We start from the raw sequence: 20,343 nt of genomic DNA on the forward strand, positions 1-20,343 counted from the left end.
TGCCCGGCCTCGGTGAGCTATGCCGTACCCGTAATGGCCTGCTCTATCGTCATTTCCGAGGCGTTGAGCACGTTATCTGAAGCAAAAGAGACGATATCCAGTGTAGGAGCAATGGTGTCCACGGTGACGATCGTGGTTGTGGTCGCATCCAGCGATGTGGCTGTTACGTTAATAGGCCCCTGACCGGCAAAGGTCGGCAGCGCTGAGATAGTGATGCTCCAGTTGCCATTCACATCGGTAATGGGCACAAACATTGCCGATCCGACCTGGAGACTCACGGGGCTCATGGATGACGTAGGACCGACTGAACGCCCGGAAATGGTGATGTTGCCGTTGATCTCGACGGCGTTGATGATGTTGTCGATCGAAATCGGGTCAATGGTCATCACCGTCTGCGGTGGCGTCAGGTTGACGTTAAAGTTAACGCTGGTCGGTGTTGTTGGGTTTCCGGCCCGGTCTTCCGCGCTGACGGAAAGGGTGTGCTGTGTATTGGACAGCGCGATGAGCGCCGAAGACGGGATGTTAACGCTCCAGATACCGCCGGTGAGCACTTTCGTCGTGTAGTCATTGCCATTCAGCCTGACGGTGACATTTTGCCCGACCTCCAAACCAGTTGATGTCCCGCTGACAGCCTGCGTGGCGTGGCTTTCGACATAGTTAAGGCCGTCCAGACCGGCGAAGGCGGTAATCGCGACGGTTGGCGCGGCTTGTACGGCCAGGATTGCCTGAGAATGTAACGTGCCGCTGTTACCTACGCTGTCTGTAGCCGTAATGCTGATGTTTTGGGTTCCGTCAGCAAGCAGGGCAAGTTGAACTGGCGTCAAGGTTGCCGTCCAGATTCCTCCACTAATTTGCGTGGCGAGCGTCTGGTTGCCTAGCATGACGGTCATACTCACGGCGTCACCCGCATTACCGCTTAATGTCCTGCCCGCTAACGTTGCGGCTTCGACAATATTCAGATAACCATCGTCAAACGGCGTATTGAGCGTGATCGCCGGTGGAGTGAAGTCACTGACAAACGATATTGGCGTCGAACCGACGTTGCCAGCGGCATCAACGGCCGTTACTGTGATGGTATGCGGGCCGTCAACCAGTGAGTTCAAGGCATTAGCAGGCAGCGTGACAGACCAGTTGCCCGCGCTATCTACTGTCGCGGTGTAGCGAATACCGTTGAGGTCAATCTCCAGTTTTACACCTTGCCCGCTACCGCTAATCTGCGTACGGCCAGAGAAGGTGAGTGCTGACGCGGCTTCAGCGCTACTCAGGATGTTATCTATGCCAAACGGCTGCACGTCGACCATCGGGGCGGGCAGCGTCAACGCTGCGCTGATATCGCGCGGGACGCTGGAATTGGTATTGCCTACCCGATCGGTGACCGTGACAGCAATGCTGTAATTACCTTCGGTGAAGATCGCTAAATCGGCAGGGGACAGGTTTCTGGACCAACTGCCGAGTCCGTCAGCGGTGGCGGTAAAGGTGGTTTCTGCCAGCGTGATTTTATTAATCACGGTAACGGTTACATTCTGACCAACGCCAGTAATGCCGGTTTTACCCGTTAAACTCTGAATAGCCAGAATTTCGGTGGTGTTAAGAATACCGTCGCCAAAAGGCAGATCCAGCGTTGCCGAAGGCAGCGTCGTCGTCAGAATATCCGCCGTGCCTGATGCGGAGCTGGTATTGCCTACGGCATCGGTGACGGTGACCGTGAAGGTTGCTGTGCCATCCGGCATGTTGATCAACGTGGTACTGTTTACCGACAGCGTCCAACTGCCATCGGCATTCACCGTAGCCGGGAAGTTGGTGCCGTTAATACTGACCAACACGGTTTGTCCCACGTCGCTGGATAATCCCGTTTGCCCGGATAGTGTGCCGCCCGGTAGTGCATCAGCCAGGCTCAGTTTGCCATCGCCGAAAGGTGTGTCCAGCGTCGCGACAGGCACACCTACAATCACGCTGGTGAACGTTCCGCTTCCTGTTCCCGTATTGCCTGCGTGATCAGTCACGGTCACGTTGATGGTGTGTGTGCCATCGCCGAGGGCAGACAAATCGGCCGCTGGCAGCGTCACACTCCACTGACCATTTGCTGCCACAGTAGCGTTGTAGGTGGTGGTTATCGTGCCGTTGGTGATTGAGACTGAAACGCTTTGGCCTGGATCGAGTAGTCCTGTCGTGCCTGTCAGCAGTTGATCGACTGCGCTTTCCGCTTGATTTAACGCACCATCGATAAACGGTGTGGCGATACTGATGGTGAAATTGGTATTAATGACGATATCCAACGCGCCGCTTGCGCTACCCGTATTGCCTGCACTGTCGGTGACCGTCGCGCTGACCTGCACGTTTCCATCTGCCAGTATGCTAAGCGCATTGGCGGGAATGGTGGCACTCCATATCCCTCCCGCCAGCGTCAGGCCCGTCACGGTGTAAGTCCCTATCGTGACCTGAATCACTGCTCCGACGGGCAGGTTGGTGTAACTACCGCCGATGGTTGTTGCCGTCGCCAGTTCCGAGGTAGTGAGGACATTGTTGTCATAGAGTGCATTCAGCGTCAGCGTTGGCAGCGACTGCGTTTTCAACGTGATATCAATGCTGGTGGCACTGGCATTGCCAGCGCCATCGGTCACGCTGGCCGCCAGTGTTTTCACCCCATCACCCAACGCCAACAGGTCGGTCGCTGCAATGGCGATTTGCCAGATACCGTTGCTGTCGGCAACGGCGCTGTAGACGGCCACACCCACTTTGATGGTGACCTGAAGACCCGCTTCGGCCCTGCCGCTCAGCGGTAATCCTGCCAGCGCGTCCGCCAGACCGATATCGCTGGTATCGACCAGCATGTCGATGGACAGCAGCGGTGGAACGGTATCGACCGTAAAAGGATGGGTTGTTGTGGTTGGGTTCTGTGCGATGTCACTTACCGTCGCGGACACATTCTGGCTGCCCTGCTGCAGGTTTTGAACATCGCTGGCGGGAACGGTGGTGCTCCAACTGCCATCCGCGCCAACGGTAGCCAGATACGTTTTGCTATTTAACGTCACCGTGACGCGTTGTCCGGTCTGAACATTCGTCGTTGAGCCAGAGATGAGCAGGTCGGATTGGCTATTCTGCGCGCTGATAATGTCGTTGCCTGACAGTGTCGCAATGGTGATGCCTGGCAGGTTGGCGGCATCGGTGATGACGGTAATTGCGTGCGTGGTTGATCCGGGGTTACCGCTCACGTCGGTCACGCTGGCACTCACGATTTCTCTGCCGTCAGGCACGTTGCCAACATCTGTTGCTGGAACCTGAACGCTCCAACTGCCATCTGCACCGACTGTGGCAAAGTAGGTCTGATTATTGAGGACAATGGTGACCTGCTGGCCCTGTTCCACATTCTGGCTACTGCCGTTGATTGTCAATGGCAGGCCCGATTCGGCCAGATTGAGATAATCATCGTTAGACAGTGTGGCTATCGTCAGGGTCGGTGCTCTAGCAGGGTCGGTATCCAGCGTAATCGAATGGCTGACGGTGCCGGTATTGCCTGCGGCATCTGTCAAGGTGGCGGTGATTGCCGTGATACCGTTCGGCATGTTTTGCAAGTCGCCCGCAGGCACAGTAACGCTCCATGTGCCGTCTGCCTGTGCCAGACCCTGATAGATCTGTCCGTTGATGATGACGTTGACAATGATGGGTCTACCGCTGTCGTTGATGGGCGATGTCCCGCTGATTTCCAGCGGCAGCAGGCTTTCCGCGATATTGATGATATCGTCGATGCCAATCGGGTTGATGGTTAGCACTGGTGGGGTTAAATCCACGAATGCGCTGCCCTGAATGGTAGAGGTATTGCCCGCCGCATCGCTAACGGTAACGGAAATACTGAGTATGCCGTCTGCCAGCCCAATCAGAGCAGACGATGGCAGTTGAAGGTTCCAGTTGCCATTGCCGTCAACCGTACCAGAATAGACCGTGGTGCCAATGGTGACACTGACGGTTTGCCCGGATCCATGAAGGCCTGTGCTACCAGAGAGCGTTTGCCCAGACAGTGCGTCATTGGCATTCAGGTAACCGTTGCTGAATGGCATATTCAACGACGCTACCGGTGGGTTATTGATGCTGACGCCTAACTGCTGCGTACTCGATAGGGCATTGCCAGCCTGATCGACGGCGGTCACATGAACTGCGATGACGCCATCACCCAGCAGTTGCAGATCGCCGGATTGAACCATGGCGCTCCAGGTACCGTCTGGCTGCACCTGTACGGTGTAGGTTTTCCCGTTGAGTATGATGTTGACATTCGTTCCCGGTGCTACGTTGACGGCACTACCGTTAATCGTAATACCGTTTGCCGCCTCCAGCGCATTCAGCTGGTTATCCCCGGTTATTGGCGCAATAGACAGACCACTTGCATTCGTATTGACCGTGACGGTACTGCTGGATGTCGCGGTATTGCCGGAGACATCACTCACGCTAACGGTAATGGTCTGGCTGCCATTAACCAGCAGCGCCATATCGGTATCCGAGATTGTGGTGCTCCAGCTCCCGTTTGACAGAACCACGGCAGTATAGGGTTTGCCATTGAAGACAATCGTCACCGTCTGGCCTTGCTCAACATTCCTACTGGTGCCGCTGAGTACCTGACTGACTCGTGCTTCCGCACCGTCAATAATGTTGTTACTGGCGAAAGTACCCACCATGATGACCGGTGCGTTTAACGGGCTGGCATCGACACCAATGGTCTGCGTGGTGGTGGTGGTATTGCCTGCGGCATCGGTCAGACGAGTCACGATGCTGTAACTGCCATCGGACAAGCTGCTCAGATCGGCTGATGGAATGCTGATGCTCCAGGTGCCATCACTACCGACGGTGCCGCTGTAGGTTTTACCGTTCAGCGTCGCGGTGACGGTTTGCCCAGCGCTGGACGGCGAGGCGGTGCCGGTTAGCAACTGGTTGCTCAATACCTCGGTGCTATTCAGGACGTTATCGGTAGCAAAGCTGGCCGTCGTCAAGGTAGGCGGCGTACGAGCCACGGTAATACTGCTGGTTAGGGTATTGCTGTTTCCGGCTGCGTCGCTGACGCTAACTTGCAATGTTGTTGCACCATTCGGCAGATTTTGCAGGCCGTTCACAGGCAGAGAAATCGTCCAGTTGCCTGCTGTATCAACGATCCCTGTGTAAGTCACGCCGCCTAGTGTGGCGGTGACGATTTGCCCTGGTGAGGCGATACCGGTTGTGCCGCTGAGCGTCTGGGTAACGCCAGCCTCTGCGGCATTGAGTATACCGTCGCTGAACGGCGTGTTCAGCGTCAGTGTTGGGTTGCTGTGGGTAAACACATCAATGGTACGGCTGCTGCTTAACACATTACCCGTACTGTCAACCGTAGTGACTGTCAGGGTTGATGTGCCGTCTGCCAGCGTGCTGACATCCGCCGCAGACACGGTGATGCTCCAGGATCCGTTCTGCTGTACCACCCCATCGTAGCTTTTCCCGTTTAGCATGATCGTGACAGTGGTGCCGGCCGACACGTTCTGGCTGCTGCCGTTAATGGTCAGGTCTTGCGCGGCTTCGACTTGATTCAGTTTGTCATCACCCGCGACGGTGTCGATGGCGATACCGCTTAGGGAGGTATTCACAGTAATCGTTTGGCTGAGCGTTGCCGGATTACCGCTGACGTCGTTGACGCTGATCGTTACGGTATGCGCGCCTTGCGCCAGATGAATGAGATCGACAGACGGCACGCTGACGCGCCATTGGCCGTTGCTGTCAACCGTTGTGGTGTAGGTGTTGTCACCGAGTGTAATGGTAACTCGCTGCCCAGCTTCGACATTCAGGCTGCTGCCGCTGATGATTTGTGCAACGTTGATTTCACCACCATCGATGATGTTATTGAGCGCGATGGCGTTGATGGTGAGGAGCGGTAGGTTAGCCAGGCTAGCATCCAGCGTTAATGACCCTGTGCTGGTGGTACTGTTACCTGATGCTCCGGTTAATGTTGCTGTAACCGTGTAATTGCCGTCAGCCAAAGCCTGGAGGTCGGCGGCGGGAATGGGGGCACTCCAACTGCCGTCAGCCTGAATTTGCGCCTGATAGTTTTTATTGTTGATGGTAACAATGACGGTGCGTCCAGCATCCGCTTGTAGCGCATTACCAGAGATCAACTGGTCGTTCAAACTTTCGGCCGCGTTGATGATGCCGTCGCTGGTCAATGGTTTCAGCGTCAGAATAGGGCGAACCATGTCGACAGTAATATCGCGAGCGATCTCTATGCTGTTGCCTGCGGTGTCGGTCGCCTCTACACGGATGGTTTGTACGCCGGTTAACAGGGATTGCAGGTCGGCGGAGGTAAGTGTTGCGATCCAGTTACCCTGATTATCCACGGTTGCCGTATACGTTTTGCCGTTCAGCGTGACAATAACGCTTTGGCCCCCTCCGCTGATACCGGTTTTCCCTGTCAGGTTCTGCCCGCTGGCCGATTCGATGATGTTAAGTATTCCGTCGCCGAAAGGCTGGTCGATCGTGGGCTGTGGCAGGTTATTAATATGGATATCAATGTTGCGGCTGGCGGTCACTGGGGTATCGCCGGGGTTGGCGACGCTGGCGGTAATGGTTGCTGTGCCATCCGGTAACGCGAGCATATCGCTACTGTCGATCGTGATGCTCCAACTGCCGTTCGCGGCAATCGTGCCTGTATAGGTCTTGCCATTGAGCGTAACGGTAACGCTTTCTCCTGAGGTGACGTTGACCGTTGAACCCGAAATGGTCAGTGGTTGTGACGCTTCGAGGCGATTAATCTGGTTATCAAGCGCAACAATACTGATAGAGATACTGTCACTGCTGGTGTCGATAGAAGACCAGATTTCATGATTCCCCGTGTTCCCTGCCAGATCGGCGATCTGGGCAGAGATAGATACTATTCCTTCGCTGAGATCAGCCATATGCTCAGCCGGAATTTCTACCCCCCAATTGCCACCACTCTGGATGGTGGCAAAGTAGAATTTTTTGTTAAGGAGAATGTGGCGACCTGACCTGTTTCCACATTCGAACTGGTGCCCGTCAGCCACTGGCTGACTTTGAGATCCGCCGCGCTGATAAGGTTATTCTCATCAACAAAAGCATTAACGAAGATCGTTGGCTGGAACGCAGGGTCGGCACTAAGCGTAATGGATTTCTCGACGCTGGTGGTGTTCCCGACAGCATCGGTTAGCGAAGCGGATAGCGTGTAACTGCCATCGGCCATGCCGCGCAGAGCGGCCGTGGGTAAATTGATACTCCAGTTGCCATTGGCGGCAACAACGCCAGTATAGAACTGTCCATCGAAGGTGATAATGACGGTGCGACCTGCTTCGCTGATTGAGGCGGTGCCGTTGATCGTCTGGTTGCTTTGTGATTCGACCAGATTGATGGTGTCATCGCCTGCAATGGTGCCGATGGTCAGGGTAGGGGACGTAAAATCTGTCCGGCTGACAAACGTATGGCCTGCCTGATTGCCCGCAGCATCCTGTGCAGTCACCAATAGCGAATTGTTCCCCTCTGGCAACTGCTGGAGATCGGCCGCAGGGACGGTGACTTTCCAGTTGCCTGCCGCATCAACCGTCCCAGTGTAAGACTTACCGCCAAGAGACAATATGACGCTCTGACCTGCCCCGCTGATACCGGTGTGGCCGGTAATCGTCTGGCTGACCAGCGCCTCTGTGCCGTTCAGTGAACCGTTGCCGAATGGGGTATCAATCGTCGGTTGCGGTAGGGTATGAATGTGAACGCCGAGGGACTGATTGTCGGTTACGGCAGTGCCTCCCGCAATATTGACGGTGGCGGTGACTGTGGCGCTACCGTCTGACAGAAGCTGGAGATCGGCACTCGGGATTTGCAACGTCCAACTGCCGTCTGTCGCGACGGCGGTGGTGTAATTTTTCCCGTTCAGCGTAACGGTAACCGTCTGTCCCGCAGGAACATTGGCGGTATTACCACTGATCGCTAGTGGTTGAAGGGATTCTGCCCGGCTTAATAGATTGTCACTGGAGATGATGTTGATGGCGATACTGTCGCCAGACTTGTCTACGTTGATATCTCGGCTTCCGCTCGCTGCGTTGCCCGATTTGTTACTCACATTAACGCTAATGCTGTGCGGACCGTCTGCCAGAAGGGCTATATCCGCCGTTGAAACATTAATGCTCCAGACACCACCGGACTGCACGGTAGCAAGATAGGTTTTTCCATTCAGGCTAATGGTGACAACTTGTCCCGCCTCAACGTTGGCCGTCGTTCCGCTTAACTGCTGGCTGACTTTGGCTTCCGCGCCATCAATAACGTTATCGTCTGCGACGTTATTGATGGTGATGGTTGGGGCCGTGGTCGCGCCGCTGTCAATGGTGAGCGGACGGGTAACCGTTGTGGTGTTGCCTGCGGCATCCGTCAGTGTAACGGTCAGATTCTGATTACCGTCAGCGATAGCCACCAAATCGGCCGTTGGCAGAGTGACGCTCCAGTTTCCGTCGCTGCCGACGGTGGCGGTGTAGGGTTTGGCATTCAGCGTAACGGTGACTGTGCGACCCGCTTCGCTGAGCGATGCGGTTCCGCTGACGATCTGATCGACTGCCAATTCCATGCCGTTGAGGATGTTGTCCTGAGCGATGGCGGAGACGGTGAGCGTAGGCGGTGTCGTATCCACGCTGATATTCTGCGTCACAATGGTTTCGTTGCCTGCGATATCTCGGACAACAATCTCCAGTACGCTAATGTTGTCCGATGGCAGGTTTTGCAGCACATCTTTAGGGATCGTGACCGTCCAGTGCCCGTTGGCATCCACCGTCCCAGCAACGTAATACCCACCGATCGTCAGGCTGACGGTTTGGCCTCTACCGCTAATCCCGGTTTCCCCACTGATAACCTGATCTTGTGCCGCTTCTGCTCCGTTTAATACGCCGTCGGTGAAAGGCGGCGTCAGCGTGATGGAAGGAAGGGTATTGATGTGTACATCCAGTGTGTGGTCGACAGTGACGGTTTCTCCGCTGATCCCTTGTACGCTGGCAGTAATGGTGTTGCTGCCATCGGTCAGAGCAAGCAGGTCGGCGCTAGGGATGTCAACAGACCATGTGCCGTCTGCTCCCGTTGTTGCCGTATAGGTTTTTACTACCCCTGCGACGGTGAGGCTGACGGTAACCGTTTGGCCTGCGGCAACGTTGGCCGTAGTGCCATCAATCGTTAGCGGCTGTCCTGCTTCCACGGCATTCAGGCGATTATCAAATGAGATGATACTGATGTTGACCGCTTCGGCGTTGGTATCCACCGTGATGGTTTGTGGCGGCAGCGTGGTGGTGTTGCCTGCTTTATCCGTCAGTGACGCCACCAGACTGTAGGAGCCGTTAGTCAGCGCCTGGATATCGCCGGAGGGAATGAAAACACTCCATGCGCCGTCGCTCTCTACGGTGGTGGTGTAGGTAATGCCATTGAACGTCACTGTCACGGTCTGGCCGACATCCGATAGTGAAGCCGTACCGGAAATAAACTGTGAGGATTGCAGCTCGTCTGCGGTGATCAGATTATTTCCGGTAAACGGTGACAGTGACAGCTCGGGTGGCGTGGTATCGACAATGATGGTGCGGTTGACCACGGTGATATTGCCAGCACTATCGCTAACCGTGAACGACAACGCATGCTCGCCTTCGCTCAGCACGCGGAGGTCTGCGGCAGGAACGGTTAATGTCCAGTTACCCGCAGCATTAATCGTCGTGGTGTACGTTTTTCCATTGAATGTAATCGTGACATTCTGGCCCACTTCACCCGTTCCGTTGAGAACCTGACCGTTTGCCAGTTCTCCCACGGTGAGGTAGTTATCTCCCGTAAATTTATCGACGGTTAAATGCGGAGGCAGGGTATCAATGGTGAGGTCGAGGGTTTTCTCGTGGATGATGCCGTTCGCGCCCGGCACGCTGACTTTTAATGAATAAATGCCGTCTTCCAGTCCGGTAAACGCATCTGCTGGCAGCGAAAATTGCCAACTGCCGTCGGCGGCAGTAGTGGTGGTGTAAACCACGCCGTTCAACGTGATGGTGACGGTTTGCCCCGCGCTGACGCCGGTGGTTTTCCCGCTGAGGATATGAGGTTGGCCGATTTCCGTACGGTTCAGCCCATTATTTCCAGCGAAGGCATCAATGGTTAAGGGTTCAGGCTGTGGTGGTTGTGGTGGTTGTGGTGGTGGCGTGGTTGTGGTGTCATTGCTCGATGATGCCACGGCGACGGCAACCCCAGCGACAGCGGCTCCGCCGAGCGCGACAGCACCTAGAATGCTGCCCAACGTGGCGGTTGTTAACGTGCTGGTGGTACTGCCAATCAGTAATGACGTCAAGTCACCCAGCGTGGCGTATTCTGGCGTAATGGCAACGGCTTCTGCCGTGAGCGCCGCTCCTTCTCCGGCAGCCGCGCCGGAGAACTGTGCATGGATAAGCCGGGTGCCATCATCAAAAACCAACTCGCTGTGATAGCCTGCTGAGTCTAGGGTGAAGAAGCTTTCATAGCGGATGGTTGTGCCGTCGTTCATGTGCAAGATAAGATCGTTGCCGACGCGCTCATAGCGAGACACGATATCTGGTGTGCCATTGATTCGAACGGTGCTGCTTTCCAGTAGTTCTACGTTCCTCGTACCCTGTGGAACATTTTCTATGAACTGGCCATTATGGCGCGACAGGATATTCACATTTCCCGCAATAATATTCATATCTGACATGAAATAGCCTCTTACTTATCTGCAACCATTGTCTGGATACATCCCCCGACAGAACGATGCGGCAACGGGAGTGTATAGGTATATGCGCAACCAAAAATGGAGCACAAAAACAGGCCTGGTTTAGATAACAGTAAAGTATGGCTAAATTGAATGCTGTGTAGACCCCTTTCCATGGGGAATATCGGCGGCATGAGATTTGTCCGATTCTTGATATTTATAGGTGTGGCTTAACTAAAAATCCAACTTTTTTGAAATGTTTTGAAAATAAAAAAATATGACAATATTCCTACATATTAAATGGCTTCGCGGCGCGATTCTTTTTTAAGACTATTAACACGCTAATTATAATGTTTAATTACCATCACTTAGCGTTTTCGATAGCATGTCGATATGTTTTTTTGCACACATTGAAGCGACGAAGGAGAGATTGGCTTGCCGTAAATAGAGGTCTTTATTTGCCTTGATTGTATCAATTTGTGTTTATTTTATTTGGCGTGGGTGTGAAGTGCTAGAGGATCATGTTGCCAGAAAAATAATAACAGCTTGTGATAATTCATTCTTTTTTCTAATGGGTTGCGTTGACGGCGCAGAGCGTGTTTTACGGGAATAGTGAGTGTGGTACAAAACTGGATATGAGAATTATTCTTGATATCACCGTCATCGCCATTACACTGCGGGCGATTGTTTTCATCATAGAGACCAGGTTGTTATGGAGTTGCTCCGCATTGTTTACCAACAATACCGTTGGCCGTTTCTCGCTGTTATTATTTTAAGTTTACTCAGTGCTGCGTTGGGCATTGGGCTGATTGCCTTTATCAACCTGCAATTGATTGAAACGGTCAATCAGTCGTTGAGCGTCTTGCCGCAGTTTCTGGGCTTACTGCTGCTTCTGATGGGGGTGACACTGGTATCTCAACTGGCGTTGACCACGCTCGGGCACCATTTCGTTTATCGCCTGCGCGGGCAATTTATCAAGCGAATTCTGGATACAAACATTGCCCGTATTGAGCAGATTGGGAGTGCGCAACTGCTCGCCAGCCTGTCCAGCGATATCCGCAACATCACCATCGCGTTTGTGCGTCTACCTGAGCTGATTCAGGGCATCGTGCTTACCCTCGGTTCGGCGGCTTATCTGGCGTGGCTCTCTCCCAAAATGCTAGTCGTAACGTCCATCTGGATTGTGGTGACTCTCTGGGTCGGGTTTATGCTGGTTTCCCGTGTGTATCGCCATCTTACCCAGGTTCGGGAAGCGGAAGATCGCCTCCAGAAAGATTACGAAACCGTGATTAACGGGCGTAAGGAGCTGGCGCTCAATCGGGAACGCGCGCAGAAACTGTATGAAGAGGTTTATCAGGCCAATGCGCGGGATTACCGACAGAATGTGATTCGTGCCGACACCTTCCATCTCAGTGCGGTGAACTGGTCGAACATTATGATGCTGGGCGCGATTGGCGCGGTTTTTTTCATGGCAAACAATCTCGGCTGGGCGGATACCAATGTCGCGGCGACGTACTCACTTACGCTGCTTTTTTTACGGACGCCGATGCTTCAGGCCGTTGGTGCGCTACCAACACTGCTGAGCGCACAAGTCGCATTTAATAAGTTGAAACGTTTCGATTTGGTGGATTATCAGGAACCTTTCTCCTCTGTAATCGCCCCTGTCGACTGGCACACGCTGGAACTGCGTGATGTGGTGTTTCGCTATGACGATTCCAGATTTGAAATTGGGCCAATCAATCTGGTGATAAAGCGTGGCGAGCTGGTGTTTCTCATTGGCGGGAACGGGAGCGGAAAATCGACGTTAGCGATGCTGCTGACAGGGCTTTATACCCCGGTGTCGGGCACGTTGCTGCTGGATAACCACCCGATTACGTCGGAAACGCGAGGGGATTACCAAAAGCTATTTTCTGCCATTTTTACCGACTTCCACCTGTTCGGACAGATGATGGGGCCGCAGGGAGCGGATCCCGATACGGCGTTGGTTGATGGGTGGCTGGATCGCTTGAATATGCGACATAAGTTGACGCTGGAAAATCATAGGGTGATGAATTTACAGCTCTCACAGGGGCAGCGTAAGCGTGTGGCGCTACTATTAGCCGTCGCCGAACAGCGCGATATCCTGCTGTTAGATGAATGGGCAGCCGATCAGGATCCGCAATTCCGCCGCGTGTTCTATCTTGAGTTGTTACCGCAGTTGCGTGCATTAGGGAAAACGATTGTGGCGATCAGCCATGACGATCACTACTTTGAACATGCCGATCGCCTACTTGAAATGCATCAGGGTACGCTGTCAGAACTGACGGGCGCAGCGCGTGAACAGGCTTCTCAGGACGCTGTGGCGCAGATTAGTCGTTAGCGCAAACCAGAGCGGCTGAATGTTGCGTTGTGAGTCACGACACACCGTTAACGTGAAGTCTTACAGGCATATATTAATTCGTTGAATTCTGGGGCATTATAAGCGCCAATGTTGGCAGGCTGCCAACAGAGTTGAGGTTTTTGACTTACAGATCAGGCACCTGACGTATCTGGTCTGCCACTTAACTCAATAAGTTGGTATATGTTATGAAAAGGATGTTTAACGCATTATTCGTTGTTGTTTTTGTTTGTTTTTCGTCTCTGGCAAATGCGGCAGAAAATCTACCTAACATTGTCATTCTGGCAACAGGCGGTACGATTGCCGGTTCGGCAGCAGCCAATACGCAAACCACTGGGTATAAAGCGGGTGCGCTGGGCGTAGAGACGCTGATTCAAGCGGTGCCTGAGCTGAAAACGCTTGCCAATATCAAAGGTGAGCAGGTTGCCAGCATCGGCAGTGAAAATATGACCAGCGATGTGTTGTTAACGCTGAGCAAGCGCGTGAACGAGCTGCTGGCACGCAGCGATGTTGATGGCGTGGTCATTACGCACGGTACGGATACGCTCGACGAATCTCCTTATTTTCTGAACCTGACGGTGAAAAGCGACAAGCCAGTAGTCTTTGTTGCTGCGATGCGTCCGGCAACGGCAATCAGTGCCGACGGCCCGATGAACCTGTACGGTGCAGTAAAAGTGGCAGCGGATAAAAACTCCCGCGGTCGCGGTGTACTGGTCGTGCTGAACGACCGCATTGGTTCTGCCCGTTTCATCAGCAAAACCAACGCCTCTACGTTGGATACCTTTAAAGCGCCAGAAGAAGGTTATCTGGGCGTGATTATCGGTGACAAAATATACTACCAGACCCGTCTGGATAAAGTTCACACCACGCGTTCCGTGTTTGATGTGACCAACGTTGATAAGCTGCCAGCCGTCGACATTATTTATGGTTATCAGGACGATCCAGAATATATGTATGACGCCTCTATCAAACACGGCGTAAAAGGCATCGTGTATGCGGGCATGGGTGCAGGCAGCGTATCCAAGCGCGGCGACGCTGGCATCCGTAAAGCGGAAAGCAAAGGCATTGTTGTCGTACGTTCCAGCCGTACCGGCAGCGGTATCGTCCCACCGGATGCAGGCCAACCCGGTCTGGTTGCCGATTCTCTGAGTCCAGCAAAATCACGTATTTTACTGATGCTGGCGCTGACGAAAACGACGAACCCAGCTGTGATTCAGGATTACTTCCACGCTTATTAATCGCTTGTGCGGTTTTTAGTGTGCTAGCCCCGCCGTTAAACGCGGGGCTTTTTATACCCGTCATACTTCAAGCTGCATGTGCGTTGGCGTCGCTACTCGGGCCACTTATGTGGACCTCGCCCCGTTGAGGCCGCTGCAAGCAGCGTTCGAATCTGCCTCTGGCAGACTTGTCAGTCACCCGAATCACTTACTTGAGTAAGCTCATCGGGATGCCCTCGCTCGCCGCGTTACAAGGCTTATGAATAAGCCTTGCCCTATCGGGCCAACGCATTGCGTTGTTCAAAACGCTAGCGTTTTGTCCTGCAACTCGAATTATTTAGGGTATATTTCCTGTCATCCCATTTTTACTTTTAGTTATTCAACTTTTCATTCCCACTGAGAAGTCACTTCCCTCTCTGTCGATTTTATCGGTATGATTCAGCCCACGACAAAGCAGGTAATCACCCCTATTTATCTTTGATATCCGAAATAGTTCGAGTTGCGGTACCGCCAACGCGTGTGCAGATTGAACTATGGCGGAACGGGTGAGTAAAAAATAAGGATTCGTCATTACATGACACACCCCATTTTTATGGTTGGTGCCAGAGGCTGTGGGAAGACCACCGTTGGGCATCAGCTGGCGCAGGCGTTGGGATATGACTTTGTCGATACCGACCTTTTTATGCAGCAGACGACCAATATGACGGTCGCTGATGTGGTCGCGCAGGAAGGATGGCATGGTTTTCGCCAGCGTGAAAGTCTGGCGCTTCAGCAGGTGGCGTCTAACCGCTGCATCGTCGCGACAGGCGGCGGAATGGTGCTAGCGGAAGCCAATCGACGTTTTATGCATGATAAAGGCATCGTTATTTATCTCCACGCGGATGCAGAGCTGCTGGCTCAGCGGCTGGAAGAAAATCCGCAGGATAACCAGCGGCCTACACTGACCGGACGCCCCATCGCAGAGGAAATGGCTGACGTACTGGCCGCGCGTGAAGCGCTTTATCGCGGTGCTGCACATCACGTTATTGATGCGTCGCAGACACCGGACGCCATTGTGGTAAGTGTGTTAAAGGCGCTGCGTTTGTCGGCAGCGTAGGGTGGTAAACGGGACACTGGCAAAATAATCATCAGTCAGTGCTACTGAGCACTAACTTTCAATGAATAGATCGTGACAGTGGCTCAACTCTCCTTTTAAGATGAATTTCCTGAATTTTTCGACAATAGGTGCCGCGCTATGCTGAATGTGAACGAGTATTTTGCAGGGAAGGTCAAATCAATCGGTTTTGAAGGCGACAGCATTGGTCGCGCCAGTGTCGGTGTTATGGATGCAGGTGAATACACGTTTGGAACCGGACAGCCGGAAGAAATGACCGTGATCACCGGGGCATTGAAAGTACTGTTGCCCGGCGCACCGGATTGGCAGGTTTTCACACCGGGAGAAACGTTTTTTGTTCCGGGAAAAAGCGAGTTCAATTTACAGGTAGTCGAGCCGACCTCTTATTTGTGTAAATACCTGTAATCTTTCCTATCCTTATCAATAAAATGAAAGTGGCTTTCCGTTATGAATGGAAAGCCACTTTTTGTTGCCTCGCTATTTTTTAGATTCGACATACGCTTTTCGTTTTCTTCTCGTAACTCTAATCATTAATTCCATATATGAATTTTTTTGTTTAATTGAGTTTATTAATTAATAATACGAAAGAATAGTGGGTTTATTAAGAATTATCCCTAAGTTGTTAAAATTTAATAAATAATAAACCTCATCAATAATTTTTTATTATGGGAGATAATAAGTGATTTATTCTTTCCTGTGGCTTTGTCGTGGTTTTTTACTTCAGTTTTGTAGCGGATTGTTCATTACCCCCCTTTTTTTATGTAATAGCTTGGTTGAACGTATTAATTTTCAAAGCAACTTTTAAGATAAATGGCAGCGGTGAAATGTGATCGCACTCAAGTTTTATTTTACTGTGCCGTTATGGATAGTATAACTATTCTATGCAAAGAGTATTTTATGCTGAAAACGACCCGTTCCCGCATTCTTGCGGCCTGTTCGACCATTGTTGTACTTTCGCTTGTTATTAATACCTTTCTTAATTACACCATAGCCAATAACGCAAATAAGGACTCGATCCAGAATACGCTAGATGCGGTAGCGACTAGCCATAGCATAGCGGTTAGCGACTGGGTTGCCTCTAAAACGCTGATGATCTCTGCACTGCATGACCGCGCCATACAGGATGAAGATCCTATTCCGCTGTTCAAACAGATTGTGGCATCTGGTGGGTTCCTGAACGTATACATGGGCTACGCCAATGGCACTGCCAAGTTTGCCGATCCAGGCGGTATTCCTGCCGATTACAACCCTACCATCAGGCCTTGGTATCAGCAGGCAGTGAAAGAAGGTAAGCCGCTAGCCACTGCGCCGTACGTTGATATGGTAACGAATACGCTGGTCGTTTCTTTTGTCGCCCCCGTGCTGGAAGGAAGTACGGTTAAAGGTGTAGTCGGCAGCGACGTGACGATGAAAAGCGTGATCGAAAACGTCAAGGCTATTAATCCTAGCCCAGGGAGTTTCGGTGTGTTGATTGACCGTAACGGTACGATCATTGCGCACCCGGATGAAAAACTGACGCTGAAAAATATCACCGACATCGCCCCTGCGATTAATCTGAACGAGATTCTTTCAGCAGATAACGCCCACGATGTGGATTTTTCCGGATCGACAAAGCTAGTATTGGCAAAGCCGATTACTGGCACGAGCTGGTACATGCTGGTGGCGTTGGATAAAGCCGAAGCCACCGCTGGCATGCGTTCTCTGCTCTCCACATCGGTCATCACACTGGTCATTATCGCGCTGTTGGGAACGCTGGTTATCGGCTTCATCATCACGTCAACGCTCAAGCGCCTGCTGCAAATCCGCGACGCAATGGATGATATCAGCAACGGCAACAACGATCTGACGCAGCGCCTGCCGGATGAAGGGCATGATGAAGTGGCGCAAATTGCCCGCTCGTTTAATATTTTTATCGATAAGATTAGTCAGGTAATGATGCAGATTCGAGATATCAGTGCGTCGCTTCAGGTTGCGGCGGATGAAATCTCGGCGGGAAACAATGATCTTTCTGCACGTACTGAATCTGCGGCGTCGAGCATTCAGCAAACGGCGGCTTCGCTGGAAGAAATCTCTGCGGCGGTGACGCAGTCGGCAGGATCTGCGCAACAGGTTAACGCTAAAGCGCTGCTGCTGTCGAAAGATGCGGGTACAGGTGGAAAAGTAGTGTCTGATGTGATTGTCACGATGGAAGAGATCGTGGTCGCGTCTGGCAAAATCGGCGACATTATCGGTGTGATCGATGGCATTGCGTTCCAGACTAACATTCTGGCACTCAACGCTGCCGTAGAGGCCGCGCGAGCGGGTGAGCAGGGCCGTGGTTTCGCCGTTGTCGCCGGTGAAGTTCGCAGCCTGGCACAGCGCAGCGCGCAGGCCGCAAAAGAAATTAAAGAGCTGATTGAAGCGACGGTCTCCAGCGTGACGTCTGGCTCAGTTCAGGTTCGTCAGGCCAGCGACACGATGAATGAAATTGTCAGCGGCGTATCTACGGTGAGTTCGGTGATGTCTGAAATTACGCATGCAGCGGATGAGCAAATGCGTGGCATTAACGAGATCAACAAAGCCGTCGCGCAGTTGGATTCTATGGTGCAACAAAACGCCGCGCTGGTGCAGGAATCTGCCGCCGCCTCGGGTGCGTTGCAATCACAGGCTGAAGAACTGAATTCCGTTGTCGGGGCATTCCGGGTCTAACGGATTCAGTCGCTGAAGATGTATTGCCCGCCAGAACGATGGCGGGCAATACTCAAGAGAATTAACGTTGGGCTTCGCCGCCCAACGCTTCAATCAGATTCGCAATCAATGCAGCCAGCTCGCTGGTCATCAAAATGAAATCGGCATCAAACCGCTGAGCAAAATCTTCCCGATCGATATCGTCATTCTGTTCCCGCAGCGTATCTGAGAACTTCAATCGTTTTACCGAGCCGTCATCAGACAAGATCAGTTGAATGCGTTCCTGCCAGTCCAACGCTAGCTTGGTGACCAGCTTGCCCGCTTCAATATGCACGGCAATTTCATCGCAGACCAAATCCTGTTTTTTACAGCGGATAACGCCACCGTCTTCCAGAATAGCTTTCAGCTCTGCTTCATCTTGTAGCGCGAAACCCGCCGCTGGCTCACCGGAACGTACCCACTCGGTCAGCGTCAGCTCGATGGGGTTTTCCATCGTCAGCGGTACAACAGGCAGAGAGCCCAGCGTTTTTCGCAGTAGCGCCAGCGTATCTTCCGCTTTTTTGGCACTGGCGGCATCGACCATAATCAGGCCGTTAACCGTATCGATCCACAGCCAGACTTGACTTAAACGGCTGAATGCTCGAGGCAACAGGCTGTGCAGCACTTCGTCTTTCAGCGAATCTTTTTCGGTTTTTTTCAGCTTACGGTGCTGTTCCGCTTCCAGACGTTCAATTTTGGCCTGAAGGGTTTGTTTGATGACTGGAGACGGCAGAATTTTTTCTTCTTTGCGAACGCAGATAACGATTTGCCCATTAACGACGTGTGTTAATGCATCGCTATGCGATCCCATCGGCGATACCCAACCCGTTTTCATCATATCCTGACTGCCGCACGGGGTGAATGCGAAGGCGCTGAGCCGTTTTTCCATTTCATCCGTAGACAAAACGTTATCTTTGGACAGCACGCTGTCCTGGCTTAGGCGGTAAATCATTAAGTTTTTAAACCACAACATGGTGTTATCCCTGACTGGGCGCGCAGGTCTGCACGCGGGTTTGTAATGTTGCGCGCATGATAACGAATTCGAGACCGCAATGTGGAATAAAATACTGTGATTCAGAGGAATACCTATCACGCTTTGGAGTGCAGATGATTGGTTTCTCTGGTTATACCCGTCATACTTCAAGCTGCATGTGCGTTGGCCTCTCTCAGTCACCCGAATCACTTACTCAAGTAAGCTCATCGGGATTCCTTCACTTGCCGCCTGCCTGCAACTCGAATTATTTAGGGTATATATCTATATAAGAAAGTTTTCAGGTCGGTGGCAAACTTACGCGGACCTATTTACCACACGTGGGGAGACATCATGAGAATCGGTATCGATCTGGGCGGGACGAAAACAGAAGTTATTGCGCTGGATTACGAGGGACAGGAACGTTTTCGGCAACGTATGCCGACGCCAAGAAATGACTATCCGGAAACCCTGCGGACTATTGCCACACTGGTGGGGATGGCTGAAAAAGCGATCGGCTGCCACGGTAGCGTCGGCGTGGGCATTCCGGGTACGCTGTCGCCGTTTACCGGCAAAGTAAAAAACGCCAACTCCACCTGGCTCAACGGTCAGGCGCTGGATCGCGATCTTGCCACGCTGCTAAATCGACCCGTGCGGGTCGCCAATGACGCGAACTGTTTCGCGGTTTCAGAGGCGGTAGATGGTGCGGGAGCTGGGAAGCAGACGGTTTTTGCTGTGATCATCGGCACTGGCTGCGGATCGGGGATTGCGCTGAACGGGCAGGCTCATGTCGGTGGCAACGGTATTGCTGGTGAATGGGGGCATAATCCGCTGCCCTGGATGGATGAAGATGAGCTGCGCTATCGGCAGACGGTTCCCTGCTACTGTGGCAAGTCCGGCTGCATTGAATCCTTTATTTCCGGTACGGGATTTGCGCTGGATTATCAGCGCCTGAGCGGCCAGCCGCACAAGGGCGAGGCAATTATTGCCTTAGCGGAGCAGGGTGATGCCATCGCAGAGCTGGCATTGCAGCGCTATGAACATCGTTTGGCGAAATCGCTGGCGCATGTGATTAACCTGCTCGATCCTGACGTGGTGGTACTGGGAGGTGGAATGAGCAATGTTTCTCGCCTTTATCAGACCGTGCCGGAAAAGATTAAACAGTGGATTTTCGGTGGCGAGTGCGAAACGCCCGTGCGTCAGGCCATACATGGCGACTCCAGCGGGGTACGCGGAGCCGCCTGGCTATGGCCAAAGACGGAGTAATGG

General features: G+C 52.7%; 9 protein-coding genes. 6 read left to right on the plus strand and 3 right to left on the minus strand.

What is annotated here, in order from left to right:
* Positions 1-17: 17 nt before the first annotated feature.
* Together GZ59_RS23825 and GZ59_RS23830 are read right to left on the minus strand one after the other, a co-directional pair.
* Complete coding sequence (locus GZ59_RS23825) at positions 18-7,031, minus strand: Ig-like domain-containing protein (RefSeq protein WP_235213964.1); 7,014 nt, start codon at positions 7,029-7,031, stop codon at positions 18-20.
* Complete coding sequence (locus tag GZ59_RS23830) at positions 6,923-10,693, minus strand: Ig-like domain-containing protein (protein ID WP_011092697.1); 3,771 nt, start codon at positions 10,691-10,693, stop codon at positions 6,923-6,925. Before GZ59_RS23830 ends, GZ59_RS23825 begins: the two co-directional genes overlap by 109 nt.
* 709 nt (positions 10,694-11,402) lie before the next feature.
* Between GZ59_RS23830 and GZ59_RS05415 the strand changes: the two genes are divergently transcribed.
* The 5 genes from GZ59_RS05415 to GZ59_RS05435 all read left to right on the plus strand — a co-directional run bounded on the left by GZ59_RS05415 (position 11,403) and on the right by GZ59_RS05435 (position 18,086).
* The gene (locus GZ59_RS05415) at positions 11,403-13,049 is read left to right on the plus strand and encodes a multidrug ABC transporter permease/ATP-binding protein (RefSeq protein WP_011092698.1); all 1,647 of its coding nucleotides are present in this window, start codon (positions 11,403-11,405) and stop codon (positions 13,047-13,049) included.
* A 206-nt stretch (positions 13,050-13,255) separates the two neighbouring features.
* Positions 13,256-14,305, plus strand: a complete 1,050-nt coding sequence (locus GZ59_RS05420; RefSeq protein WP_173361602.1) for a type II asparaginase — start codon at positions 13,256-13,258, stop codon at positions 14,303-14,305.
* Between the two features lie 553 nt (positions 14,306-14,858).
* Positions 14,859-15,380 carry a shikimate kinase AroL gene (aroL, locus tag GZ59_RS05425; RefSeq protein WP_011092700.1) on the plus strand — a complete coding sequence of 174 codons (522 nt, stop codon included), beginning with the start codon at positions 14,859-14,861 and terminating at the stop codon, positions 15,378-15,380.
* Between the two features lie 138 nt (positions 15,381-15,518).
* Positions 15,519-15,803 (plus strand): pyrimidine/purine nucleoside phosphorylase, encoded by a 285-nt coding sequence (gene ppnP / locus GZ59_RS05430; protein ID WP_005975968.1) that lies wholly within the window; start codon positions 15,519-15,521, stop codon positions 15,801-15,803.
* Positions 15,804-16,295: 492 nt separating this feature from the next.
* Positions 16,296-18,086: a methyl-accepting chemotaxis protein gene (locus GZ59_RS05435; RefSeq protein ID WP_039290598.1), complete on the plus strand. Its 1,791-nt coding sequence runs from the start codon at positions 16,296-16,298 to the stop codon at positions 18,084-18,086.
* 61 nt (positions 18,087-18,147) lie between these two features.
* Here the strand turns inward: GZ59_RS05435 and rdgC are convergent, their stop codons facing one another.
* Complete coding sequence (rdgC, locus tag GZ59_RS05440) at positions 18,148-19,077, minus strand: recombination-associated protein RdgC (RefSeq protein ID WP_011092702.1); 930 nt, start codon at positions 19,075-19,077, stop codon at positions 18,148-18,150.
* 351 nt (positions 19,078-19,428) lie between these two features.
* Between rdgC and mak the strand changes: the two genes are divergently transcribed.
* Positions 19,429-20,340, plus strand: coding sequence for a fructokinase (mak, locus tag GZ59_RS05445; RefSeq protein ID WP_039290601.1), 912 nt, complete (start codon positions 19,429-19,431; stop codon positions 20,338-20,340).
* The last annotated feature ends 3 nt before the right edge of the window (positions 20,341-20,343 follow it).

This window comes from Pectobacterium atrosepticum (genome assembly GCF_000740965.1).
In the GTDB taxonomy this organism is placed as follows: domain Bacteria; phylum Pseudomonadota; class Gammaproteobacteria; order Enterobacterales; family Enterobacteriaceae; genus Pectobacterium; species Pectobacterium atrosepticum.